This is a genomic window from Thiomicrospira sp. WB1 (assembly GCF_001507535.1).
In the GTDB taxonomy this organism is placed as follows: Bacteria; Pseudomonadota; Gammaproteobacteria; order Thiomicrospirales; family Thiomicrospiraceae; genus Hydrogenovibrio.
Window position 1 is genome coordinate 48,751 of the sequence record NZ_LQBN01000003.1, and the last position, 25,044, is coordinate 73,794.

The 25,044-nt window shown below is 56.9% G+C and carries 19 protein-coding genes; 14 read left to right on the forward strand and 5 right to left on the reverse strand.

What is annotated here, in order from left to right:
• Positions 1–10 precede the first annotated feature (10 nt).
• Entirely contained in the window at positions 11–2,158 is a 2,148-nt protein-coding gene (locus AVO41_RS07345; RefSeq protein WP_082676637.1) for a methyl-accepting chemotaxis protein, read from the reverse strand.
• A gap of 136 nt (positions 2,159–2,294) precedes the next feature.
• Positions 2,295–4,124, reverse strand: a complete 1,830-nt coding sequence (gene amt / locus AVO41_RS07350; RefSeq protein WP_068584982.1) for an ammonium transporter — start codon at positions 4,122–4,124, stop codon at positions 2,295–2,297.
• A 225-nt stretch (positions 4,125–4,349) separates the two neighbouring features.
• Between amt and AVO41_RS07355 the strand changes: the two genes are divergently transcribed.
• The 7 genes from AVO41_RS07355 (at position 4,350) to lnt (ending at position 12,236) form a co-directional block, all read left to right on the forward strand.
• Entirely contained in the window at positions 4,350–4,961 is a 612-nt protein-coding gene (locus AVO41_RS07355; RefSeq protein ID WP_068584985.1) for a flavin reductase family protein, read from the forward strand.
• A 163-nt stretch (positions 4,962–5,124) separates the two neighbouring features.
• The gene (gene hemN / locus AVO41_RS07360) at positions 5,125–6,507 is read left to right on the forward strand and encodes an oxygen-independent coproporphyrinogen III oxidase (RefSeq protein WP_068584988.1); all 1,383 of its coding nucleotides are present in this window, start codon (positions 5,125–5,127) and stop codon (positions 6,505–6,507) included.
• Positions 6,508–6,711: 204 nt separating this feature from the next.
• A complete protein-coding gene (gene miaB, locus AVO41_RS07365) occupies positions 6,712–8,142 on the forward strand; it encodes a tRNA (N6-isopentenyl adenosine(37)-C2)-methylthiotransferase MiaB (protein ID WP_068584991.1) in 1,431 nt (476 codons plus the stop codon).
• A gap of 113 nt (positions 8,143–8,255) precedes the next feature.
• Positions 8,256–9,236: a PhoH family protein gene (locus AVO41_RS07370; RefSeq protein WP_068584994.1), complete on the forward strand. Its 981-nt coding sequence runs from the start codon at positions 8,256–8,258 to the stop codon at positions 9,234–9,236.
• Positions 9,233–9,712, forward strand: a complete 480-nt coding sequence (ybeY, locus tag AVO41_RS07375; protein ID WP_068584997.1) for an rRNA maturation RNase YbeY — start codon at positions 9,233–9,235, stop codon at positions 9,710–9,712. Before AVO41_RS07370 ends, ybeY begins: the two co-directional genes overlap by 4 nt.
• 65 nt (positions 9,713–9,777) lie before the next feature.
• Positions 9,778–10,692 carry an HlyC/CorC family transporter gene (locus AVO41_RS07380; protein WP_068585000.1) on the forward strand — a complete coding sequence of 305 codons (915 nt, stop codon included), beginning with the start codon at positions 9,778–9,780 and terminating at the stop codon, positions 10,690–10,692.
• On the forward strand, positions 10,689–12,236 hold the full coding sequence (gene lnt / locus AVO41_RS07385) for an apolipoprotein N-acyltransferase (protein WP_068585003.1): 1,548 nt from the start codon (positions 10,689–10,691) through the stop codon (positions 12,234–12,236). The genes AVO41_RS07380 and lnt overlap by 4 nt, the downstream gene beginning before the upstream one ends.
• On the opposite strand, the gene AVO41_RS07390 is transcribed toward lnt, so the two are convergent.
• Genes AVO41_RS07390 through AVO41_RS07400 form a run of 3 tightly spaced genes read right to left on the reverse strand, consistent with a single transcriptional unit; the run spans position 12,144 to position 15,151 of the window.
• Positions 12,144–13,499 (reverse strand): 3-deoxy-D-manno-octulosonic acid transferase, encoded by a 1,356-nt coding sequence (locus tag AVO41_RS07390; RefSeq protein ID WP_068585005.1) that lies wholly within the window; start codon positions 13,497–13,499, stop codon positions 12,144–12,146. The two genes, lnt and AVO41_RS07390, sit on opposite strands and share 93 nt — an antisense overlap.
• Positions 13,500–13,520: 21 nt before the next feature.
• On the reverse strand, positions 13,521–14,477 hold the full coding sequence (locus AVO41_RS07395; RefSeq protein WP_068585007.1) for an SIS domain-containing protein: 957 nt from the start codon (positions 14,475–14,477) through the stop codon (positions 13,521–13,523).
• Between the two features lie 17 nt (positions 14,478–14,494).
• Positions 14,495–15,151, reverse strand: coding sequence for an acyloxyacyl hydrolase (locus AVO41_RS07400; protein WP_068585010.1), 657 nt, complete (start codon positions 15,149–15,151; stop codon positions 14,495–14,497).
• A 99-nt stretch (positions 15,152–15,250) separates the two neighbouring features.
• Here AVO41_RS07400 and hldE point away from each other — a divergent pair, with 99 nt between their 5' ends.
• From hldE to glgB, 7 genes are all read left to right on the forward strand, one after another.
• A complete protein-coding gene (gene hldE / locus AVO41_RS07405; protein ID WP_068585015.1) occupies positions 15,251–16,690 on the forward strand; it encodes a bifunctional D-glycero-beta-D-manno-heptose-7-phosphate kinase/D-glycero-beta-D-manno-heptose 1-phosphate adenylyltransferase HldE in 1,440 nt (479 codons plus the stop codon).
• Positions 16,677–17,243, forward strand: coding sequence for an SIS domain-containing protein (locus AVO41_RS07410; RefSeq protein WP_068585018.1), 567 nt, complete (start codon positions 16,677–16,679; stop codon positions 17,241–17,243). Before hldE ends, AVO41_RS07410 begins: the two co-directional genes overlap by 14 nt.
• A gap of 54 nt (positions 17,244–17,297) precedes the next feature.
• Positions 17,298–18,269 carry a glucokinase gene (gene glk, locus AVO41_RS07415; protein ID WP_068585021.1) on the forward strand — a complete coding sequence of 324 codons (972 nt, stop codon included), beginning with the start codon at positions 17,298–17,300 and terminating at the stop codon, positions 18,267–18,269.
• Between the two features lie 77 nt (positions 18,270–18,346).
• Entirely contained in the window at positions 18,347–19,615 is a 1,269-nt protein-coding gene (gene glgC, locus AVO41_RS07420) for a glucose-1-phosphate adenylyltransferase (protein WP_068585024.1), read from the forward strand.
• A 13-nt stretch (positions 19,616–19,628) separates the two neighbouring features.
• Positions 19,629–21,356 carry a glycoside hydrolase family 57 protein gene (locus tag AVO41_RS07425; protein ID WP_068585027.1) on the forward strand — a complete coding sequence of 576 codons (1,728 nt, stop codon included), beginning with the start codon at positions 19,629–19,631 and terminating at the stop codon, positions 21,354–21,356.
• A gap of 33 nt (positions 21,357–21,389) precedes the next feature.
• A complete protein-coding gene (malQ, locus tag AVO41_RS07430; protein ID WP_068585032.1) occupies positions 21,390–22,802 on the forward strand; it encodes a 4-alpha-glucanotransferase in 1,413 nt (470 codons plus the stop codon).
• Positions 22,799–25,027 carry a 1,4-alpha-glucan branching protein GlgB gene (gene glgB / locus AVO41_RS07435; RefSeq protein ID WP_068585034.1) on the forward strand — a complete coding sequence of 743 codons (2,229 nt, stop codon included), beginning with the start codon at positions 22,799–22,801 and terminating at the stop codon, positions 25,025–25,027. Before malQ ends, glgB begins: the two co-directional genes overlap by 4 nt.
• Positions 25,028–25,044 lie beyond the last annotated feature (17 nt).

Sequence of the window (25,044 nt, forward strand, 5' to 3'; positions counted from 1 at the left end):
TCTGGCTTGATTAAGCCGTTTTGGCAGGCAGGGCTGGCTGCGATGAGTGGCCGCTCCCGCTGGCGGGCGAAAGGGATTGGTTCGTGGTGAAAAAGCCCATGCGTTCGCTCAGTCGGGTCGCCTGTTCCTGCATGCTTTCGGCGGCGGCCGAGGTTTGTTCCACCAGGGCCGCATTTTGCTGGGTCACTTCGTCAATCTGAGAAATCGCAGTCTGCAGTTGCGTGACCCCTTTGGCCTGTTCGTTGGACGATTGTGAGATCTGTTCGCTCATTTTGGTCACATGCTCAATGGAGTGTGTGATTTCCTCAATCACCTCGCCGGATTCTTTGGCCAGTGTCGTTCCGTGGTCAATGCGGCTGACGCTCTCGTTGATCAGGCCGGTGATTTCCTTGGCGGCGTCGGCGGATTTCTGTGCCAGGGCTCTTACCTCGCCAGCGACCACCGCAAAGCCTCGACCGTGTTCCCCGGCTCGGGCGGCTTCCACCGCGGCGTTGAGCGCCAGCAGATTGGTCTGGAAGGCAATGCCATCAATCATGGTGACGATTTCGGAGATTTTATGGCTGGAATCCTGAATCGCACTCATGGCATCAATGGTCTGTGCCATCACCTGGGCGGCGGTCTGGGCTTTGTCTTCCACCTTATGTTCGATTTCGGTCTCATCGGAAGCGCTTTGCGCGTTGTTTTGCACCGCCGAACTGAATTCCTCCATGGTGGCGCTGCTCTGCTGGACCGAAGCCGCCTGTTCCTGAACGCGCTGGCTCAGGTCGGTCGCCCCCTGAGAGACTTCGTCGGAGGCGGTGGCGACGGTGTTGGCGATTTCGATGGCCATGGACACCATTTCATCCAGTGAGGAAACGGATCGGTTGATCGCTTTTTTGAGCACGGCCAGCTCGCCGTCGTAATCGTTGTCGATGGTCTGAGTCAGATCGCCCTCGGATTGGGCCACCACCACGCGTTTGATGTCGGCCACCGCGCTTTCCAGTGATTCGATTGACTGGTTGACGTTGTCTTTCAGCTCTTTGAGCTGACCTTGGGCGCGGACCTTGACCCGGTGATCGAAGGCGCCATCGTTCATGGCGGCCATGACGTCGTTGATTTCGACCATGACGGTGTTGATGCTCTGCATGGCCTCGTCCACTTCTTCGCTGAACGCATCGGGGACCTTGTCACTCATCTCCACATCGAAGCGACCGTGACGCAGGCTGCGCATGATCTTGGACAGCTCTTCCATCATGAATTCCACGCTGTCGGCGGAGGCGTTGACCCCGTTTTTCAGAGACTGAAGGTCGCCTTTCTGTTCCGTTCGGACGCGTTGGCTGAAGTCGCCTTCCGCGATGGCGGTCATGACGTCATTGGTCTGGTTGAGGCTGGTTCTTAGGGCTTTCATCAACTGATTCAGGGCGTTGGACACTTGCCCCAATTCGTCTTTGCGCGCTGGCAGAGGGCGATCAAACGCCATGTCACTGGCCAGTGTCTGCACGCTGCGTGTCAGTGATTCAATGCCCCGGCGCACCGAGCGGACCAGCCCCCAGGACAGGCCCAATATGAGCACTGCCAGAACAACGCCCACCGTCAGCATGACGTAAAAATAACCGTCGGAGAAGCTGCGGGCATCGACTTGTGCTTGTTTGGCACGTTCGTGCGTGATGTCACCAAACGCATTGGCCGTTTTGAGGCTTTGGGTCAATGCGGGGTTCATGCCTGTCAGAAACTGCTGGTTCGCCCGATTGAACGCGGCCTCTTCGAGCAAGGCGGTGCCAGCGGCTGTTGCCTGAAGATAACGGTTGATCTGAGTGTCCAGGCGCTGAATGTCATCATTAAAACGGGTGGCCAGCTCTTGTTTTTTCAGAGCACTCAGTTGTTGGTTGATCTGGGAGCGGAGCGCGTCCATGCGTTTCAGATGTTGGCTGATCGGGTGGTCGTGCATGTCAGCCACCGCCGGATTGCTGGGGTCGTGCTGAAGGCTCAACAAAAACTGGGTGTGCAGGTCAAGCAACGGTTCCTGAAACGCTGAGAGTTTGGCGGTTTCTTTCAAACGGTTGTTGTCGACGATGGTCTCATGCAGCCGATCACTGCCCCAGAGGCTGATGATGGCCAGTACCACGAGCGAGATCGTGGCGGCGAGTGAAAGCAGAATCAAACGAGCTTTGATGGTCATGGGCGGGCCTCCTTTTGCAACGGTGCTCCCTAAGGCTATTCACCGTAACAAAGATTAAGCCCGGTTTGTAACTGGTTAAGTTTATGTTTTCATAAGGAAAATAGATGACCGTTCTTTAGGCGCGATGGCGGCGGTTTCAGCCCGTCACCCACTGGTTTTTGCCGCGTTTTTTGGCGGCGTACATGGCTTTGTCGGCGCGTTGCAGCAGCGCGTCCACCTTGGCTTCACCGCAGTGAAAAATCACCATGCCCAATGACGCACTGACCTGATCGGTGTACTGCTGATCCAGTTGATAGGGTTTGTGCAGATTGTCCACCAGAGCCTGAGCCACTTGCGCGACGAAGGTCTCAGAGGGGATGTGTTTGAGCAGAATCACAAATTCGTCACCGCCAAAGCGCGAAGCCAGATGGTCGTGATCGATGGTGGATTGGATGCGCTGGGCGGCTTGTTTGAGCAGTTCATCGCCCGCTTGGTGGCCGAGTTGGTCGTTCACGGCTTTGAAGCCGTCCAGATCCAGGTAGAGCAGGGCATGATTGGCGTGATGATCGTTTTCGGTCTCCGGGGTCAGGCAGTGTTCCAGCTCCAGCAGCAGGGGACGGCGCTTTGCCAGGCCGGTCAACTGGTCGTAATTGGCAATGTAGAGGGATTCCTGAATCAGGGTTTCCTTCTCCGATGACAGTTGGTTGAACGCCTGAGTGACCTGATTGTAAAAGTTGGCAATGACCGCCGCGTCTGAGAAGGGTTCGACCACGATTTTTCTGGAAAAGTCCTGTTTGCGCGCCTGTTCGTTCATACGGGTGACCAGTTCCAGCATGGAGGTGCGGGCACGGTGCTCACTGATGTTGAGGCCCAGGATTTCGTCATTGTGCGTCAGGCGTAAGGACCAGAAACGATTTATGAGGGACAGCAAGCTCCAGGTGATGCCAAAGACGAATGCACCGATGCTGGCCACGCCGAGTAACTGGATCCAGAATTGTTCGAAGGGCGTTTCGGTCAGAAAGGCGACCGCCAGTGTGCCGGCGATGCCAGCAAACAGATGCACAGGAATGGCTTCGATCACGTCATCAATGCGCGCGGCCTCCAACAAGGTTTTGCCGAGCCAGTAAGCCAGATACCCCAATACACCGATTGCGAGGGCCGCTTCGGGGGACGCCAGGTGAGCGCCGGCGGTTATGGCCACCAACCCGGCCAGAACGCCGTTGATCAGGTCGACCACATGGAAGTATCCATAACGGCGATAGCCCAGGATCAGACTGCTCAAGCCGCCGGACACCCCGGCCAGCATGGTGTTGAGAATGACCGGCAGCACATCGCTTTCCCAGGCCAGCACACTGCCGCCATTGAAGCCGATCCATCCCAGCCAGATCAGAAACACTCCCAGAGCGCTGTAGGCGAGATTGGCCGGTTCAAAATCAGTGGGCTGGTCCTGGTCAAAGCGCCCCAGACGGGGGCCGATCAGAATGACAGCGGCGAGAGCGGCCCACCCGCCGACCGAGTGCACAATGGTGGAACCGGCAAAATCAATAAAGCCGATTTGAGCCAACCAGCCTTGCGCGTTCCAGGCCCAGTGTGCCTGAAACGGATAAATGCACACGGACACGATCACGGCGATGATCAGGTAAGTGGTGAATTTGGCGCGCTCGGCAATGGCGCCGGAGATGATGGTGACTGCGGTGGAGGCAAACATGGCCTGAAACAGAACCTGCACCATGATATCCGGCTGGCCCAGGTAAAAGAAACCGCCTGTCTGTCCCCAAAGCCCTTCGTAGCTGTTGCCCAGCAGGATGCCGGCGCCCAGCGTGACAAAGACCAGAAACGAAATCAGAAAGTCACTGAGGTTTTTGATGGCGGTGGAGATGGAATTTTTGCTTCGGGCAATGCCCGCTTCCAATGCGGTAAAGCCGGGTTGCATTAGGGCCACCAGCAATGCGCTGATCACCAGCCATAGCATGTCAATTGAACTCATGCGCTGCTCCACTCGTCGAGTACGGTCTATTATTAAGCAAAAAACAGGCCTGGTTAAAAAATAATATATAGTTAAAACACTTGATTCGATCGGTCCAGCAAAGAAGGCCACTTATGCGGATTTTCTGATTAAGTGTGGTGCAAATTGACTTTTTTTGATTCGTCCGGGTTGGCGTATAATGCCTTTCCATTCAAATGTGAGTTTGCAACGCAAAGGAGCAGAAACATGCAATGGCACTTTCCTGAGATGACCCCGAAAGAGCGCTACCAGTGTCTGGCTCAGGCGGTGATTCCACGCCCGATTGCCTGGGTGCTCACCGCCAATGGTGAGGCGGGCGGCTATAATCTGGCGCCGTATTCGTTTTTTACCGTGATCAGCAGCGATCCACCTCTGGTGCTGTTTTCGGCAGGGAAAAAAGCGGCCGGAGACGAGGCCGGTGAACCCAAAGACACGCGTCGCAACATTCTGACGCAGGAAACCTTTGTGATTCATTTGCCGGGCACGGAGCAATTGCAGGCGGTGCAGGACTCAGCCGCTACCCTGGCGCATGGGGAGTCGGAGGTGGCAAAGCTCGGGCTGACCACCACGGCGTTTGAAGGGTTTGAACTGCCTCGGCTGGCGGATTGTCCAGTGGCGTTGGCTTGCCGGTTGCACCGTTTCGATGAAATCGGGAACGCGCCCCAGGCGGTGATTTACGGCGAGGTTGAGGCCATGTATGCGAGCGACGCGGTGCTGGATGCGGCAAACGGCATTGACCCCAAAGCTATGGACCCGCTGGCTCGACTGGGTGGGCGTGATTACGTTCAGTTGGGCGCATTGTTGCAGCCTAAGCCTTAGAACCCCTTAAATCGGTCACAAGTTTGGATGGCACTGGCGAAACCGGTCGGCTCTGGTAGAATGGCGGGCGCAATCAGAGTCCTCAAGAAAAATGCGGGCACTTACATGACATCCGGCGTGATCACAGCGTGCACGCCCAATGACACAGGCAGAGACAGGGAATATGGAACAGTCCATCCGATTCGATGAGGCGCTGATCAAGCGCTACAACCAGAGCGGGCCGCGTTACACGTCTTATCCGACGGCGTTGGAGTTTGATGAGTCTTTCGGTGTGGCCGACTACAAGGCCGCCGCCGAGCGCAGCAACGAGTCGGATCGTCAGCTCTCGCTTTATTTTCATATTCCGTTTTGCGACACCGTCTGTTTTTTCTGCGCCTGCAATAAAATCTGGACCCGCGACCGCAAAAAAACCACGCCCTATCTGGAACGCCTGTTTAAAGAAATCGAATTGCAGTCGCGCTTGTTTGATTCATCCCGCAAGGTGGATCAGCTGCATCTGGGCGGCGGCACCCCCACCTTTATCAGTCAGGACGAAATGCGCCAATTGATGGCCACCACACGTCAACATTTCAATCTGCATGAAGACGATTCGGGCGAATATTCGATTGAGATTGACCCGCGTGAAGCCAATCGCGAATCGGTATTGGGGCTGCGGGAGCTGGGCTTTAATCGCATGAGCCTGGGCGTTCAGGATTTTGACGAACGGGTGCAGAAAGCGGTCAACCGTATTCAGACCGAAGCAGAGACTTTTGAGGTGTTGGAAGCCGCGCACGAAAGTGGGTTTATGTCGGTCAATATTGATCTGATGTATGGCTTGCCGCACCAGAGTGAAACCAGTTTCATCAAAACGCTGGACCGGGTGCTGGAGTCGAATCCGGATCGGTTTTCGATTTTTAATTACGCCCACATGCCGTCCATGTTTCCCACGCAAAAGAAAATGGACGAATCCGCCATGCCGGGGCCGGATGAAAAGCTGGCGATCATGCATGCGGCCACCGAGCGTTTGCTCGAAGCCGGTTATGTCTATATCGGCATGGACCACTTTGCCAAGCCCGATGATGAGCTGGCGGTGGCGCAGCGCAATGAAACGCTTTATCGCAATTTTCAGGGTTATTCCACGCATGCCGAGTGCGATTTGATCGGCATGGGGGCGACCTCGATTTCCCTGCTCAACAACACCTATGCGCAAAACCACAAATCGTTGAATGACTATTATGCGGCGATTGATGCCGGGGGCCTGGCGGTGTACCGCGGGGTCGCGCTCAGCGAGGACGACGAGCTGCGTCGCGATGTGATCACGCGGCTGATGAGTCATTTTCACCTTAATTTCGAGCGCCTGAATGCGCAGTGGGGCATTGTGTTTTCCGAATACTTTGCCAAGGAGCTGCAGAATCTGGCGCCCATGGTGGACGACGGTTTGATCACGCTGTCGGATACGGATATTTATGTGACCGCGGCCGGTCGTTTGCTGATTCGCAATATCTGCATGGTGTTTGATGCCTATATGCAGGACAAGCTACCGAACCGTTTTTCCAAGGTGATCTGATCCCTATCTGATCTCTATGTAGGCTGCCTGTGTTTTTGACCAGGCCTGGTTAAAAACGGACGGGTCGCCGATGCGCGGCCCGGTTTCAGCCGCTTGTCGAAGCACACTCTCTTTATGTGGTTGTTTTTGCAGTGAAACCGTTCAAATGCCTGTGTTATAATGTTCGGCTTTTCCATTAAAGCGGAATCAGGACGAGTACCCCCTATGGCCCAGACCTCATCAACCCGCCCGTTTGAAGGCGGTTTACTGATCAAAACCTACGGCTGTCAGATGAATGAATACGATTCTGATCGCATGGCCAAATTGCTGGAAAAAACCTATGGCTTGCCATTGGTTGAGACGGCGGAGGAAGCGGATGTGCTTCTGCTCAACACCTGTTCAGTGCGGGAGAAGGCGCAAGAGAAGGTGTTTGATGAGCTGGGGCGCTGGAAAAAATGGAAAGCGGCCAAACCCAATCGCCTCATCGGCGTGGGCGGTTGCGTGGCGTCGCAGGAAGGGGAAGAAATCCGCCGGCGGGCCCCGCTGGTGGATGTGATTTTCGGGCCGCAGACCCTGCACCGATTGCCCGCCATGATGGATCAGGCATTGGATCTGCGTGCGCAGAATAACGCCGACAAAAAAATGAAAAAGCGCGCGGTGATCGACATCACCTTCCCCGAGATCGAAAAATTCGACAACCTGGCCGAGCCCGAATCCAATGGGGTGTCGGCCTTTGTTTCGGTGATGGAAGGCTGCTCCAAGTACTGCACGTTCTGTGTGGTGCCCTATACACGGGGCGAAGAATTCAGCCGTCCCTTTGCCGATGTGATGCGTGAGGTGGAAGCGCTGGCCGAACAGGGCGTGCGCGAAATCAACCTCCTGGGCCAGAACGTTAACGCCTATCAGGGGGAAATGCCCGACGGTGATGTGGCAGACCTGGCGGTGTTGATCCATGCTGTGCGAGCCGTGCCGGGGATTGATCGCATTCGATACACCACGTCGCACCCCAATGAAATGACGCAAAGTCTGATTGACTGTTACCGCGAGGTGCCGGAGTTGGTCTCCCACTTGCACCTGCCTATTCAGTCCGGTTCGGATCGGGTGCTGGCGATGATGAAACGCAATCACATGGCGATCGAGTACAAAGCCACGATTCGAAAAATCCGCGAATTGCGTCCGAACTTAAGTTTGAGCGGCGATTTTATCATCGGCTTTCCGGGTGAGACCTGTGATGATTTTAAACAGACGCTGAAACTGGTGGAAGATCTGAATTACGACCGCTCGTTCAGTTTTATCTACAGCCCGCGCCCGGGCACCCCGGCGGCCAGTCTGCCTGATGATGTGGAAATGACGATGAAAAAGCGTCGCCTGCACGCCCTGCAGACCCTGCTCAATGAGCAGACCGCGGCCCACAGTGAGGCCATGATCGGCTCGACCCAGACAGTGCTGGTCGAGCGATTGTCGCGCAACTCCGTGGATGAAATTTCCGGGCGAACCGAAAACAACCGCGTGGTCAATTTTGAAGGCTCGCCCGATCTGATCGGCCAGTTTGTTGAGGTCCGCATTGATGCTGCCTTTACCAATTCGCTGAAAGGCACGCTGGTGGCGACGCCGGAAGCCGATCTGTATGAACCGCGCCAATACGTGGCGCTGTAATCTGTCATAAAAGCTTGGCTGACGGGGCAGGCGGTTTTGTGTAAACTTCACTTTACACTTTACGTGCCCCGCGCGTTTGGCACATCTGGACATCAACGAAACAGGAAGGGTTTTTGACCACACTCAACACCATACAATTTGTTCTCACCCCTGAAAATAACGAAGCCCTGCTCAACCTCTGCGGTTATCAGAGTGAGCACTTGTCCCAACTCGAGTTGCGTCTGGGCGTGGAAATCAACCACATGGGCTTTCAGTTCAGTGTGACGGGTTTGCCGGAACGGCTGGTGGCAGCCGAGCAGTTTCTGCGTGACCTGTATGAGCGAGCACTCAAAGAGCCGCTGGACCCGCCAAAAATTCATATGGCCCTGCAGGCGATCGGGCATGAACAGGCCCAGTCGATGGACAGCGAACAGCAGTTGATCAAAACCCGCAAGAAAGTCATTAAAAGCCGCAATGCCAACCAGGCCCATTATTTGCGCACCCTGGCCGATCATGATGTCAGTTTTGGTATCGGTCCGGCCGGGACCGGTAAGACCTATCTGGCAGTGGCCGCCGCGGTCGCCGCGCTGGAGCAGGATCAGGTGCGCCGCATTATTCTGACCCGTCCGGCGGTGGAAGCCGGAGAAAAGCTGGGTTTTTTGCCGGGGGACCTGACACAGAAAGTGGACCCCTATCTGCGTCCGTTGTTCGATGCGCTGTTTGAAATGCTTGGCTTTGAGACGGTGGAACGTCTGATGGAAAAGCATGTGATCGAAGTGGCGCCGCTGGCGTTCATGCGCGGACGCACCCTGAACGAAGCGTTTATGATTCTGGATGAAGCCCAGAATACCACCACCGAACAGATGAAAATGTTTCTGACCCGAATCGGTTTTGGCTCCAAGGCGGTGATTACCGGGGACATCACTCAGTGTGATTTGCCAAAAAATCAGCGTTCGGGCCTGCGTCATGTGATTGAAGTGCTGGAAGGCGTGCCGGAAATCGGGTTTACCTTTTATCAGTCACAGGATGTGGTGCGCCATCGCCTGGTGCAAAACATCGTGCAGGCGTATGATCAGTATGACAAACGTCACACCAAATCGGGGGATGGGCGATGATCACTTTGGACTGGCAGGTGGGACTGGAAAATGAGGATCCTTTGCGTTCGGCGTTGCCGTCCACAACAGACGTGGAGGACTGGGTGGCCGCGTCCTTGCGTGATCCCTGGCGACTGGGTGAAACCGAATTGACGGTCCGAGTGGTGACACCCGAAGAAAGCCAGACGCTCAATCAGGCCTATCGGGACAAAGACCGGCCCACCAATGTGCTTTCCTTTCCGTTTGAGAACCCGCCTGCGCTGGTGGATTTGGGCGAAGCGTTGCCTTATCTGGGCGATCTGGTGATTTGTGCGGAAGTGGTGGCCCAGGAAGCCGAAGAACAGAATAAGCCGCTCGTGGCGCATTGGGCGCACATGGTGGTCCATGGTTGTCTGCATCTGCAGGGATTTGATCACCTGGACCCCGAAGAGGCGAAGGAAATGGAGGCCATTGAGGTCGCCGTGTTGAACGATCTGGGTTGGCCCAACCCTTACTGAACGGGTTTTGTATGCGGGCCGGGAAGGTCCGCCTCTAATGTTGCACAATGGAGTTGAACAAGTCGATGAGTGACGAGGACAGTCGAAGACCCTGGTTGGAAAAACTGGGACGCTTTTTTTCGGACGAGCCAAAAAATCGGGAAGACTTGGATGCCTTTCTAGCCCTGGCCCAGGCGCAGGACCTGATCGACCGCGATGCAATGCTGATGATTCAGGGGGTTTTGGGCGTCTCCGAGTCGCGTGTGCGCGATGTGATGATCCCCAAGGTGCAGATGGTCTGTGTGGACGAAGCCGATGAGTTGTCACAGATTCTTGATACCATGCTTGCCTCGTCCCACTCGCGTTATCCGGTGCTGTCGGCTGATACGGATGAGGTTATTGGCATTCTGCTGGCCAAAGATGTGCTCAAAGCGGTGGTTAAAAATAATCTGACCGACAAAGAACAATTGCGCGAACTCTATCGTTCTCCGGTCATGGTCAGCGAAAGCAAACGTCTCAATGTCTTGTTGCGCGAATTCAAAAACAGCCGCAATCACATGGCCCTGGTGGTGGATGAATACGGCGAAGTGGCCGGGCTGGTGACCATTGAAGATGTGCTTGAGCAAATCGTGGGCGACATCGAAGACGAGCACGATGAAAATGAAGACAACATTCAGAAACACATCAGTGGCGGCTATGCCGTGCAGGCGATCACGCCTCTGGCGGATTTCAATGCGGCGTTTGACACGCAGCTGGAAGATGACATGTTGGAAACCATTGGCGGGGTGATCAATAAAACTCTGGGACGCATTCCCGAAGAAGGTGAGTCGTTCGACTTGCCGCCTTTGCGCTTGACGGTGCTCAAGGCCGATCAGCGCCGGGTGGAGAGCTACCTGGTGGAACCGCTGGATGAAGCGCAGCAGCGTGATGCAGAGGTCGCAAGTGATGCCGCGGAGGCGGCCGAGGCAGACGGCTCAACCACGGAGCGTCGCGACGAATGAAGGCGGCCCTGGCGTTTTTTCGCCCGCAGCGTCAGGATGCGGCCCTGTTTGGTCTGGGCGGGCTGATGGTGTTTGCCCATGCGCCAATCGGTCTGGCTCCTCTGGCGTTGCTGGCATTGATTGGGCTTTTCTGGTTTTGGCAGCAGGCCCCCACCCTGACACGTGCCGTTCAGCAAAGCATGTGGTTCGGGTTTGGCTTTTTTGGCGTGGGCGTGAGCTGGCTGATCTCCAGTATTTATCTCTTTGCCGATGTGCCTTTGCCTTTGTCGGTGGTGGCCGTTTTCATTTTTATTGCCTTTCTAACCGCGTATTTTATGTTGGCCGGTGCCCTGGTCGGCTGGCTTAAACGGCCCGAACCGGGGCGTGTTGACCAGGCCTGGCACTGGCTGGGGTTGATGCCAGCGGTCTGGGTGCTGGCGGAGCTGATACGCGGCTCTCTGTTTGGCGGGTTTCCGTTTCTGGTGACCGGCAACAGTCACCTCTACAGCAGTCTGGCCGGTTATGTGCCGGTGATTGGTGCCATGGGCGTTTCCTGGCTGGTGGCTTTGAGTGCCGGGATTCTGTTGTGGCTATTCAAGACCCGCACCTGGGTATTGAGTGCCACGGCGTTGGCGCTGATCTGGGGCGGTGGCGTGTTATTGGGACGTGTCGACTGGGTGACGCCCAAAGGAAACCCCGTGGACATTGCTCTGTTGCAGGGCAATGTGCCTCAGGACCAGAAATGGCAGGGCAGTCAGTTGATGCCGACGCTTGAGCGGTATGTGTCCATGACTCGTGACAACATGGGCGCGGATGTCATTGTCTGGCCGGAAACCGCCGTCCCCGGTTATTTTGATGTGGTCGAACGTGGGGCACTGCGTTCCTTTATTCGCGACGCTCAGTTGCTGGAAAAAGACATTTTGCTGGGCGTGATTCGTCGAGACGACGCGGGTGAGGCCTATTTTAATTCGATTGTGAACGCGGGCGATCCGACCCAGTTTTATGACAAGCGCCATCTGGTGCCGTTCAGTGAGTTTTTCCCGTTTTACGACCTGTTGTCGGTGATCAGCGGCTGGTTTGACATTCCATTTTCGGAATTTACCGCCGGGGCGACCGACCAGGCCCCGTTGCAACTCGGGGCGCATCAGGTCGGCTTGTCGGTTTGCTATGAGATGGCGTTTGGCACGGAGTTGGCGCCGAGCGCCAGGGCGGCGGATTTTCTGGTCACCGTCAGCAACGATGCATGGTTTGCCCACACCTTTGAACCGGCGCAGCAAATGCAGGATGCGCAAATGCGCGCCCTGGAACTGGGGCGTGAAATCGCCCGGGCCACCAATACCGGTTATACGGCGATTGTGGGCGTGGACGGACAGATCCGTTCGCAGCTTCCTTTGTATGAAGCAGGTGTTCTGCGTGGTGAGATCCAGCCTTACCAGGGAGAGACACCGTTTGTGCGTTGGGGCCACACACCGTTATGGCTGGCGACCTTGGGAATGCTCGGGCTCGCGCTGTTTTTGCGTTTCCGGCAGCGAATCCGGCAACCAAGGCGCGAGCAGAGTCAGTAAGCGCGACAGGGCCCCGGTCTGCCGTTGAAAACACTGTTGTGCCTGTTGGCCGAGGTCGTCTCGTTTGCTCGTGTCCAGCGCCAACTCGGTTAATACTGTGCCCAGTTGTTCGGGTGTGTCAACCAGGGTGATGGCATCGTCTTGCAGAAACGATTCATAGAGCGCGCTCAGATTCTGATAGTGTGGCCCTGACAGCACTGGCTTGCGCAAGGTGGCCGGTTCCAGAATGTTATGGCCGCCGAAGGGCACCAGGCTGCCGCCAACAAAAGCCACATCCGCCACCGCGTACCAGAGCATCAGTTCGCCGATGGTGTCGGCCAGATACACCTGTGTGTCGGCGGCCGGTTGGCTCGATTGCGAGCGGATGCGGTGAGGGCGGTCCGCCACCAGATCGGCCACGGTTGCAAAGCGATCACTGTGACGGGGCACCAAAATCAGCAGGGCATCGGGCACGCTTTGACGCAAACGGTCGTGCGCGGCCAGCATTTTTTCTTCCTCGTCGGCATGGGTGCTGGCGGCCACCCAGATAAAGCGATTGGACAGGCTGTTTTCCTGTCGCCACTGTATGGCCCGTTCCATCTGGGCCGAATCGATTTCCAGATCAAATTTAAGATTGCCGAGCGTGTGCACCTTTTCTGCGGGCGCGCCCAGTTCGATCAGGCGATTGCGATCAATCGGAAATTGCGCTGCGATCTGTTCGGTATGGATCAGCGCGTCGCGGATCAAGGCGCCGCCCCATTTCTGATAGGCGCGAAACGAACGCTGTTTGATGCGGGCATTGATCAGCAGCAGCGGGATGCCGCGTTCACGGCAGGCCTGGTATAAATTGGGCCAGATTTCGGTTTCGACCATCAGCACCAGTCTGGGCTGAAGCTGGTCTAGAAAGCGGTTGACCGGGCCGGGCAGGTCGTAGGGGATCATCTGGTGCTGAATGGGCACGGGGCAGAAGCGCAGCGCTTGTTGCGCTCCCTGAGTGGAGCCGCTGGTCAAGGTTAAAGGGGTGTCGGGGTTGTGCTGATGCAGCGCCTTGAGCAGCGGGAACACCGAGCGGGTTTCGCCCACGGAGACGGCGTGCACCCAGATGCTGCCGGTTTGGAACGGGCCGGGGTGGCGACCGAAGCGGGCCGCCAGGCAATGCCGGATCGGCTGCTCGTCTGGGTTCTGTCTGGCCTGTCTGTCGGCGCGGCGACAGCGGCGAAAACCGGACCAGGCGATGAGGGGCCAGAGCAGGCGCAACAGCCATCGATAGGTTCGAAGCGTCATCGCGTGTCTCCGGCCAAGCGATTAGCTGAGGTCATAAATCTGTATGACCCCGACCACGGGGTTAGGTTGACCGCTTTCGCGCTGGCGCACCAGCAATGAAGTGATTTTTTTGCCGGTCATGCGTTCTTCGGCCTCAGTCAGCCGGGCGTCCTGATGGATCCATTGCGGTTCCGGCGTCATGATCTGGGCTGCGGTCTGTTGCATGAAGCTCTGAGGATCGGCTTCCATGACCCGCCGCAGATCGCCATCCGTGATCACGCCTTCCCCCTGATTGACAATGCAAAGCCCCAGACGTCCTTCGGTCATGGCATGCACCACATCGATCATCGGCGCCGAACCGTCGATGAACGGCAGGTCACCTGAGGTCATTTCATGTTTGACCCGGGTCAGAAGTTTGCGGCCCAGACTGCCGCCGGGATGGAAGCGGGCGAAGTCCTGAGGCTGAAAATCACGTGCCTGCATCAGCGCCACCGCCAGCGCGTCCCCCATCACCAGCGTGGCGGTGGTGGAAGAGGTGGGGGCCAGTTGCAGCGGACAGGCTTCTTTGGGCACGGCGATGTTGAGGTGAAAGTCGGCGTTTTGTGCCAGCGTGGAATCGGGTCGGCCGGTCATGGCGATGATCGAATTACCGTTGTCTTTAAGAAACGGGATCAGTTTGATCACCTCTTCGGTTTCGCCCGAGTTGGACAACGCCAGGAAAATGTCATCGGGCGCGACCATGCCCAGATCGCCGTGAAAGGCTTCACCCGGGTGCATGAAAAAACAGGGCGTGCCGGTGCTGGCGAGGGTGGCCATGATCTTTTTGCCGATCAGGCCGGATTTGCCCATGCCGCAGATGACCAGTCGACCGCGTGTGTTCAGGATGGTGTGAACACTGCCTTCAAACTGATCGTCCAGCAGTTGTGTCAGGTGTTGTACTGCCTCGGCTTCGATTTGGATAACGTCTTTGGCGATTTGCAGGGCGTTGAATTGACTCATAAATTGACCAGGCCTGGTTAAAAATGCCATCCGATATGGATGTTGTGAATGTCGGTGTCCGGGTTGGGCGTTTGAATGTTGTTGTTGGAAATGTGCTGGTAGCGATAGCCGATTTCGTATCCATCGTGTGCCACGCCGATGCCCAGAATGCTGCCGAACTGGAATTGGGTCGACTTGTTGTCGTTTTCGAGCCAGACGTCGCTCAGGTATTGAGGGCCGATGCCGGTTTCGAGATAAGGGCGCAGGGAGTCGGCTTTGTATTGATAGCGAAACACCGGGGTCAGGCCCAGAATGTAGCCGTTGTCGTTGCGAACACCGGATTCGTTGCTGTACCAGTATTGCAGATTCAGGGCCCAACGCCCGTTGACGATGAAGCGATCGGATTCGTAAATCGGCCCTTGCCAGTCCATGCCAAGCCAGAGCGCTCGGTTTTGCAGGGTGTCATCGCGCCCGAGGTCCACCGACACACTGCGCCGGTCCGAAGCCATTTCCTGCGCCAGGGTGCAGGGCGTTTTCTGTTGATAGCACGCCAGTCCGAAGGACGCAATGGTGCCGGCAATCGCGGTGGAAAGCAGCGTTCGGTTGAGGTCAACGGCTTGAGCGGGCATCGTCAGCGAGGCCAGAAGCAGGCCGGTGATCAGTGGGCGCGTGTTTGAGCGTGAAATCAGAGGCATAGGGTTTAGAATCCTGTCAGACTGTTTCAGAATACGGTAACATGACACCATCCGGCTCACATTCGCGATGGTGAGCGACTATTTTAAACAAACTCTTAGATGATTATGGACGAATTTTCCAGGACGCGGATTCTGGTGGTCGGCGATGTCATGCTCGACCAGTATTGGGCCGGTTCGGCCAAACGCATTTCCCCTGAAGCCCCGGTGCCGGTGGTCAAGGTCGGCGAACAGACGGTTCGCGCTGGCGGCGCGGCCAATGTGGCGCTGAATGTGGCCGCTCTGGGGGCTCAGGCGACTCTGATGGGCGTGGTGGGTCAGGACGACCACGGTCAACAGCTGGAGCAGGTGGTGAGCGCAGCCGGCGTGACCCCTGACTGGGTTTACAGTGAGGTCGGCACCATTTGCAAGCTGCGGGTCTTGAGCCATCACCAGCAGTTGATTCGTATGGACTTCGAAGAACCCGTGCCGCCACAGGCGGCCAGTGAACTGGCAGCGAAGGTTGGCCGTGCGGTGGCGGGGTACGATGCGTTGGTGATTTCGGATTATGCCAAAGGCAGTCTGACCGATGTGGCGGTCATGATCGAAGCCGCCAATCAGGCAGGCGTGCCGGTGCTGATCGACCCCAAGGGCGATGATTTTTCGCGATACCGTTCCGCCACGCTGATCAAGCCCAATCAGTCGGAGTTTGAACACATTGTCGGGCCCTGCCCGGATACCGCCACCTTGTTGCAAAAAGCGGAATCACTGCGGGAATCTCTGGGCACGCAGGCCTTGTTGATTACGCGTAGCGAGCATGGCATGGCGCTGGTCGAAGCCGAGCATGCCGCAACGACGCTGCAATCCAAGGCGCAGGAAGTGTTTGATGTGACCGGTGCAGGGGACACGGTGATGGCGGCACTGGCGACGGCTTATGCCAGTGGCATGACGCTTCCCCAGTCGGTGCGGCTGGCCAATGAAGCGGCCGGGCTGGTGGTCAAAAAAGTGGGTACCTCCACCGTTACGCGTGCCGAGTTGGAAGCGCAATGGCGCCAGGCGCACAGTCATCAGGGCTATGCCAGTATGAGCGAGACCGAGGTGGCAGAACTGGTGCAGCTGGCCCAAAGCAAAGGCGAAAAGGTGGTGTTTACCAACGGCTGTTTTGATCTGTTGCACAGCGGCCATGTGCGTTATTTGTCCGAGGCGGCCCGTCTGGGCGATCGGCTGGTGATTGGCGTCAATGCCGACGCCTCGGTCAGTCGTCTTAAGGGCCCCAGCCGTCCAATCGTTGATCTAGTCGGACGGATGGAGGTGTTGTCGGCGCTCAGTTGCGTGGATTGGGTGGTGCCGTTTGAGGAAGACACGCCGCAACGTTTGATTTGTCGTCTGCAGCCGGATATTTTGGTGAAGGGCGGCGATTATCAGCCAGACCAGATCGCCGGAGCCGATTGTGTGCTGGCAAGCGGCGGGCAGGTCGAGGTGCTGTCGTTCTGGCAGGGCCATTCGACCACAGAGCTGGTCAAAAAAGCGCAGGCCGAGGAGCAAAAAGATGGCACAGATTGATCTGGCTCGGTCACTGGCGGCGCATCAGCAGGCATTGGCCTCTGTCACGCAATCGTCACAGAAGATCGAGGCCCTGATTGCTAGAATCATTGATGCGTTTGAAGCGGGGGGCAAAGTCCTCTGGATGGGCAATGGCGGCAGTGCGGCCGATGCCCAGCACATGGCGGCGGAAATGATGGTGCGCTATGTCAAAAACCGTCGGCCGTTGCCGGCTCTGGCGCTGACCACCGACACCTCGATTCTGACCGCGCACAGCAATGACTATCAGTTTGACACCGTCTTTGCCCGTCAGATAGAAGGGATTGCGCAGGCGCCGGATGTGGTGATGGCGCTGTCCACGTCCGGGCACAGTGCCAATGTGGTGAAGGGCCTGGAAGCGGCCCTGGCCAAAGGCTGTTACTGTGTGGCCCTGACCGGAAGAGAGGACTCACCGCTGAGTCGCATGGCGCACTGTGTGTTTCAGGTGGATTCGGATGAAACCGCCCGCATTCAGGAAGCGCATACGTTTGTCAGTCATCTAATTTGCGAAGGTCTGGACAATCATTTTGCCTGAATCCCTTTGAGCCAGGGCAGGGAAAGTGAGCGGAAAACAGACCGGGGAGGTCCGATGTCCGTTGTTCTTGCGGCCGATGTGGGGGCAACCAAGGTGTTGCTGCAGGCCCGTGATACCGATTCACAGACTGTGCTGGCCGAGGCGCGTTATCTCAGCAAAGGCTACCCCTCTCTGACGGTGATGTTGACTCAGTTTCTGGCGGACTACCCTTTGCCCACCATTGATGCGGCCGTATTCGGGGTACCGGGGCCTGTTTCGGGCCGAGTTGCCAATCTGACCAATTTGCCCTGGCGGGTGGATGCCGATGAATTGGCCAATGACGGCGTGCTGGGGCAGGTGGCCCTGGTCAATGACTTTTATGCGGCCGCCCGTGGCGTGGATGCGCTGCAACCGGGCGACTGCGTGTCTCTCCAGCCCGGTGAACCCGATCCGAATGGCAATCGCCTGGTGATCGGAGCCGGTTCCGGACTGGGGGTCGCGCCCGTCAAAAACTGTGACGGTCGTTTCTTCCCCCAGCCGTCCGAAGGCGGGCACATTGATTTCGCACCGGTCAATGACGTTCAAATCAAAATTCTCACCTGGCTGCAGCAGAAATGGTCCCATGTTTCTTATGAGCGGCTCCTTTCCGGTGAAGGGCTGGAAACCCTTTATCACTTTTACAGTATTCAGTCGCATGGTCACGGCCGCAAACGCATGCGGGCCGCAGACATGGTCGAAAGCGCCAAAACCGGGGATGCGATTGCGCAACGCACTCTGGAAACGTTTACAGATATTTATGGTGCTTACGTGGGCAATGCGGCACTGATCTGGGAGGCACGCGCGGGGATTTTCCTGGCTGGGGGGATTGCCCCCAAGATTCAGGAATGGATGCGCTCGCCCCGTTTTTTGAATGCCATGCACAACAAAGGCCGCATGCGGGCGTTGGTCACACAATGGCCGGTACAACTGGTGGTAAACGAGTCGGTCGGGTTACTGGGTGCTTTGGCGGAGGCCGAACAACTGGCAGCGCAGCCCAAAACAGCGTAATCTGACAGGAGTCTGCCAGAGAAATTTTGAACGTGCGGGGACACGTTTCGCCGTTCAATCAGACGAGGAGAGAGAGCATGAAAAATTATTGCGAGATGAAAACCGCCACGGACCTGACCCGACAAACACTGGCTCTGGTCCTGGCTGGCGGTGAAGGCAGTCGGCTCAAGGACTTGACTAAATGGCGGGCCAAACCGGCCGTGCCATTCGGGGGGAAATACCGGATCATTGATTTTGTGCTGTCCAATTGTGTGAATTCCGGCATTCGTAAAATCGGTGTCCTAACGCAATACAAATCGCACTCACTGATCCGTCACGTGCAGCGGGCCTGGTCGTTTATGCGTTACGAAGTGGGTGAGTTTGTGGAGTTGCTGCCGGCTCAGCAGCGTATCGACAAAGGCTGGTATCAGGGCACGGCGGACGCGCTTTATCAGAATTTGGATATTATGCGTCGTCACACCCCGGAGTATGTGCTGGTGCTGGGCGGCGATCATATTTATTCCATGGATTACAGCAAGATGCTGTACAACCATGCCGAATCCGGAGCCGATGTGACCATCGGCTGCATCGAGGTGCCGCGTGAGGAAGCCACCGGGTTTGGGGTGATGTCGGTCAACGACGATCTGGAAATCACCCACTTTACGGAAAAGCCGGCCAACCCGGATGCGATGCCCGGCAAACCCGATAAAGCGCTGGCGTCGATGGGGATCTATGTTTTTTCCCGCGAATTTCTGTTTCAGAAACTGATTGAAGACCACGACAACCCAGAGTCGTCCAAGGATTTCGGTAAAGACATCATCCCGTCCGTGATCGAGGATCACAAGGTGCAGGCGTATCCGTTCGTGGATGAAGACGGCGACCCGGTCTACTGGCGTGATGTGGGCACGGTGGAATCCTACTGGAAAGCCAGTCTGGATCTTTGTTCGATCACACCGGACCTCAATTTATACAATGAAGACTGGCCGATCTGGACCTATCAGGCGCAAATGCCACCGGCCAAGTTCATTTTTGATGACGAAGGCCGACGCGGCGAGGCGATTGATTCCATGGTCGCCGGTGGCTGCATTGTGTCGGGCGCCCGGATCAAGCGCTCGGTGATTTCCAGCGGTGGGCGGGTACACAGTTATTGCCTGATCAAGGATTCGGTGCTGTTGCCGCGCGTGGAAGTGGGGCGCAACAGTCGCATCCAGAATGCGGTGATCGATAAGGGGTGCGTGATTCCCCCGGACACCGTGATCGGTGAAGATGCCAAACTGGATGCAGAGCGGTTTTATGTGGAACCGCAGTCGGGGATTGTCCTGGTGACGCCGGACATGCTGGGTCAGAACATTCATATGACGCGCTAATCGGACGAGGTTTATGAGCGAACAGAAAATCAAGCTGGTTCTGTGCTGGCACATGCATCAACCGCACTATCGCGATGGCGTCAATGGCGCTTTCCGTCTGCCCTGGGTTTATTTGCATGGCATTAAGGATTACTCCGACATGGTGGCGCACCTGGAAGCCTGTCCCGAAGCGCGGGTGGTGGTTAACTTTGCCCCGGTGCTCTTGGAACAACTCAGTGATTATGCCGATCAGATGCAGGCCTGGCTCGACAAAGCCGAACCGATGCAGGACGGTTTGCTGAATTTGCTGGCGGGAGCGGAGCCGATTACCGAGGATCGGCAACAGCGTTATGACATCGTCCAGGCCTGTCAAAAGGCCTTTGCCCCGACCATGATTCAGCCGTTTGCTCCGTTTACCAAACTGTTGGAGATGGCGAACTGCGATCCGCACACACCACCGGAAGACGCCACGTGTCTGGCCTATTTTAATGAACAGTTTTTTATGGATCTGCTGGTGTGGTATCACCTGGCCTGGATGGGCCAAAGCGTGCGCCGTGACGATGAACGTATTCGCGCGTTGATTGCAAAGGGCGAGGCGGGAGAACACTTTGGCAGCGAAGACCGCCGACGCCTGATGCAGGTCATGACCGACGTCATCGCGGGACTGATTCCCCGTTACAAAGCCTGTCAGGACCGTGGTCAGATTGAAATTTCCATGACCCCTTACGGGCACCCGATTGTGCCGTTGATGATTGATTTTCAATCCATGCGCGATGCCCAGCCGCATGACCCCATGCCGGTTTCACCCGTTTACCCGGACGGGTTTGAGCGTGCCAAGTGGCACATGGAGCGGGGCATGTCGGTCTATCAGCATTATTTTGATCGCCGACCCCAGGGCGTCTGGCTGTCGGAAGGGGCAATCAGTTCGGCCGCCATCGGTTTGCTGGATCACTATGAAATTGGCTGGACCGCCTCGGGGGAGGGCGTGTGGCGCCATTCCTGTGAAGCCTCGCACATGGATCATCATGATGTGGCGTCCAAAAAAGCGCTGTATCAGCCTCTGCAGCATGCCACCCAGCACTGCGCGTTGTTTTTCCGGGACGATGGCCTCTCTGATCTGATTGGGTTTCAATACAAAGACTGGGGGCCGCAGGATGCGGCCAATAACTTCGTGCATCACCTGCAAAACATTGCCCGGGGACTGGGCGAAGATGTGGAAGAGCACGTGGTCTCGGTGATTCTGGACGGTGAAAATGCCTGGGAATATTACCCGGATAATGCCTGGGCGTTTCTGAGTTGTTTGTATGACACCTTGAGCACACACCCGGGCATAGAAATGACCACGTTCAGTGATGCGCTGGCCACGCCGATCCGGCCACGACACCTGTCCACGCTTAAGGCGGGAAGTTGGGTGTTTGGCTCCTTTTCCACCTGGATTGGCGAGGCCGACAAAAATGCGGCCTGGGACTTGTTGGTGGAGGCAAAAAGCGCGTATGATCGAGTCATGGTCAGCGGCCGATTGAGTGATGTGGAAGCCAGCGAAGCGTCTGAACAGCTCGCGATCTGTGAAGGGTCCGACTGGTTCTGGTGGTTTGGTGATTACAATCCCTCGGACAGTGTGCGAGATTTTGACCGTCTTTACCGGCGTCATCTGCGCCGTCTGTATGAGCTGCTGGATGAGCCGATACCGCCGCAGTTATCCCAGCCCCTTTCAGAAGGGGGTGGTCAGATGGAAAATGCGGGGACCATGCGCCGCAACTAGACATTTCACCAGGCCTGGTGAAAAAGGAGTTCTATGAACCCGGATGCCGTGAACGAAGACCTGATCCAAACCGATAATGTGCGCGAGGCGGGCGTGTTGATGCACCCGACCTCCCTGCCTTCCGGTTGTTTGGATGAGCAGGCCTGGTGGTTTTTGGACTGGTTGGCACAGGCGGGCTTGCGCGTCTGGCAAGTGTTGCCTTTGAGCGAACCGGTTCAAGGGTTGTCGCCGTATCAGAGCCTGTCCGCGTTTGCGCTGAACCCGGCATTGCTGCCAACCGACTGGGAAGCCGAGGTGGATGAAGCCGCCTTTGCACACTTTTTTGCCCACCCGCCTCACTGGCTGGATGATTACGCGCTGTTTCGGGTACTGCGTGCCGAGCATGGGGAGGCGCCCTGGTCACAGTGGCCGGCCCCTTTGCGCGACCGTGACCCCGAAGCCTTGGCACAGGCCAGAGAGGCGCATGACCGGGCAATCATGGCGGTCAAGCGTCAACAGTTTCAACTGCGCACGCTCTGGCAGCGTCTGAAAGCCGATGCCAACGCACGCGGGATTGAATTGTTTGGCGATGTCCCTATTTTTGTGGCCTATGACAGTGCCGATGTCTGGGCCAACCCCGATCAGTTCAAACTGGATGCCCAGGGGCAGCCCGAAGTGGTGACCGGTGTGCCGCCGGACTATTTTTCCGAAACCGGGCAGCGCTGGGGCAACCCGCATTATGACTGGTCGGTGATGGCTCAGGACGACTTTTTGTGGTGGCGGCGTCGCATGGCCGAGACCGGCACGTTGTTTGACCGGGTACGGATCGATCATTTTCGTGGGCTGGAAGCCAGCTGGGAAATTGATGCCGGGGAAGACACTGCCATAAACGGCCACTGGGTGCCGGCACCGGGAAAGGCATTGTTAACGGCGATTCGGCGTGACGTGCCGGATCTGAAGCTGGTGGCTGAAGACTTGGGCATCATTACCCCTGACGTGGTCGCGCTCAAAGAGGCGTTTGCGCTGCCGGGCATGTCGGTGTTGCAGTTTGGCTTTAGTGGGTTGCCGGACAACCCGCATGCATTGGATTCTCAAGTGGAAAATTCGGTGGTTTATACCGGCACTCACGACAACGATACCAGCCTTGGCTGGTGGCAATCATTGCAGGATGAAGGGCACAAACAATGGATTCTTTCGCTGCTGGCAGCCGATTCGCCGCTGGTTAATACGGGCGAGCCCATGCCCTGGCCGCTGATAGAGGCAGCGCTGGCCTCGCCAGCCAGACTGGCCATGGTGCCTTTGCAGGACTTTCTGGCGCTGGACTCTCAAAGCCGCATGAACACGCCGGGGACGGTGGAGCGCAACTGGCTCTGGCAGTTTGACTGGCACGCGGTCAATGCCGCGCTGGCCGAAAAAATCCGGCAGCGGGTGGTGGCCGCCGACCGTTTACAGGACACAAAAGGATGACTATGACGTCACAAATGCAGTTGGACCGCCTCATGGCGGGAACCCATCACGACCCGTTTCAGTATCTGGGATGCCATCCTTCAGGGAAAGGGAAGCAGTGGGTGGTGCGTGCCTGGCTGCCCTCCGCAGACAGCGCCGAGCTTTGCCTGGAAGGCGAGCAGACAATTGCGTTGTCGCGCGTGGGCAAGTCATTTGTGTTTGACGTCACACTGAGTGCTGCACAGAAATCGGCATTGCCGCAGCATTATACGGTGCAGTGGGTGGAAAACGGGCGCACGCACCGCGCGGTGTCGCCCTGGACCTTCTGGCCGCAATTGGGCGAGCTGGATTTGCACCTGTTTGCCGAAGGGCAGCACTGGCATCTGTATGAACATCTGGGCGCCCATCCACGCACCGTCGATGGCGTGGAGGGGGTGCAGTTTGCGGTCTGGGCCCCGGCCGCGGCACGCGTGTCGGTGATCGGGGATTTCAACGGTTGGCATGGCTTGCGCCACCCGATGCGCACCAATGGCACCTCCGGTGTCTGGGAACTGTTCATCCCCGGTCTGCATTCGGGCGATCTGTACAAGTATGAAATTCGCAATTACGAAACCGGTCATTGTCTGATCAAGACAGACCCGTTTGCCCAGGCGATGGAATTGCGCCCAGCCACCGGCTCTCGCGTCTTTCAGACCCGGCATGACTGGCAGGACCGCAGCTGGATGCAGAGGCGGGCGGATTTTGACTGGCAGCGTCAGCCCATTAGTATTTATGAAGTGCATCTGGGGTCCTGGCAGCAGGATGACGCGGGTGGTTTTCTGAACTACCGTGAGATTGCCCACCGCCTGGCCGACTATGTGAACTGGATGGGCTTTACGCACATTGAGCTGCTGCCGATCACCGAACACGGTTTGGACCAGTCCTGGGGCTACCAGACTCATGGCTATTATGCTCCCACCAGTCGACATGGCGATCCGGATGATTTTCGGTATTTTGTTGATGTGATGCATCAGCATGGCATTGGGGTGTATCTGGACTGGGTCCCGGCACATTTTCCCAAAGACGAATTTGCCCTGGCCCGGTTTGACGGCACGGCCCTCTATGAACACCAAGACCCACGTCAGGGCGAGCATCAGGACTGGGGCACGTATATTTTCAATTACGGGCGCAACGAAGTGCGCAACTTCCTGATTGCCAACGCGCTTTACTGGCTGAAGGAATTTCATCTGGATGGCCTGCGTGTGGATGCGGTGGCGTCGATGCTGTACCTGAATTATTCGCGAGAAGACGGCGAATGGGTGCCCAATGAACATGGCGGCCCGGAAAATCTGGAAGCGATCTCGTTTCTGCGCCAGCTCAATGAACAGGTGCACGCGCAGTGCCCGGGCACGGTGGTGATGGCCGAAGAGTCCACGTCCTGGCCTATGGTGTCTCGCCCGACCTGGATGGGAGGATTGGGCTTTTCCATGAAATGGAACATGGGGTGGATGAACGACACCCTCGCTTATTTCGAGCAGGACCCGATTTATCGTCCCTACCATCACGATCAGTTGACTTTCAGTCAGATGTACGCCTACAGCGAAAACTTTGTGTTGCCGCTCTCGCACGACGAAGTCGTGCACTTGAAGCGCTCGCTGGCCGACAAAATGCCGGGCGATCTGTGGCAGAAAATGGCCAACCTTCGACTGCTCATGGCCTATCAGCTGTGTCACCCGGGTAAAAAACTGTTGTTTATGGGGTCGGAGTTTGCTCAGTGGCGCGAATGGAATGAGCAGATCGGGCTGGACTGGGATTTGTGCGACAACCCGGTGCATCGAGGGGTTCAGCTTTTTCTCAAGGACGGTTTGGCGCTGTATCGACAGGAACCGGCCCTGCATCAACGTGACTTTGAAAGCGAGGGGTTTGCCTGGATTGATTGCCACGACTATCAGCAGTCAATCATCAGCTTTGAGCGTCGCGCTGAATGGGTGGATGAAAAAGGTCGTTCGCATGAAACGGTGCTGGTCTGCGTGTTTAATTTTACCCCGGTGCCGCGAGAAGGGTATCGGCTGGGCTTGCCGGAGCCGGGCCGGTACCAAGAACTGATCAACAGTGATGCCGAATTGTATGGCGGCAGCAATATGGGCAATGGTCGAGGTCTTGAAACCCAGGCGGTTGAATGGATGAACCGACCGGTTTCCGCCGAAGTGACCCTGCCGCCTCTCGGGGCACTGGTACTGAAACGCTGCCCAACCGAAACCGAATGATCTGGAGTCACACACAA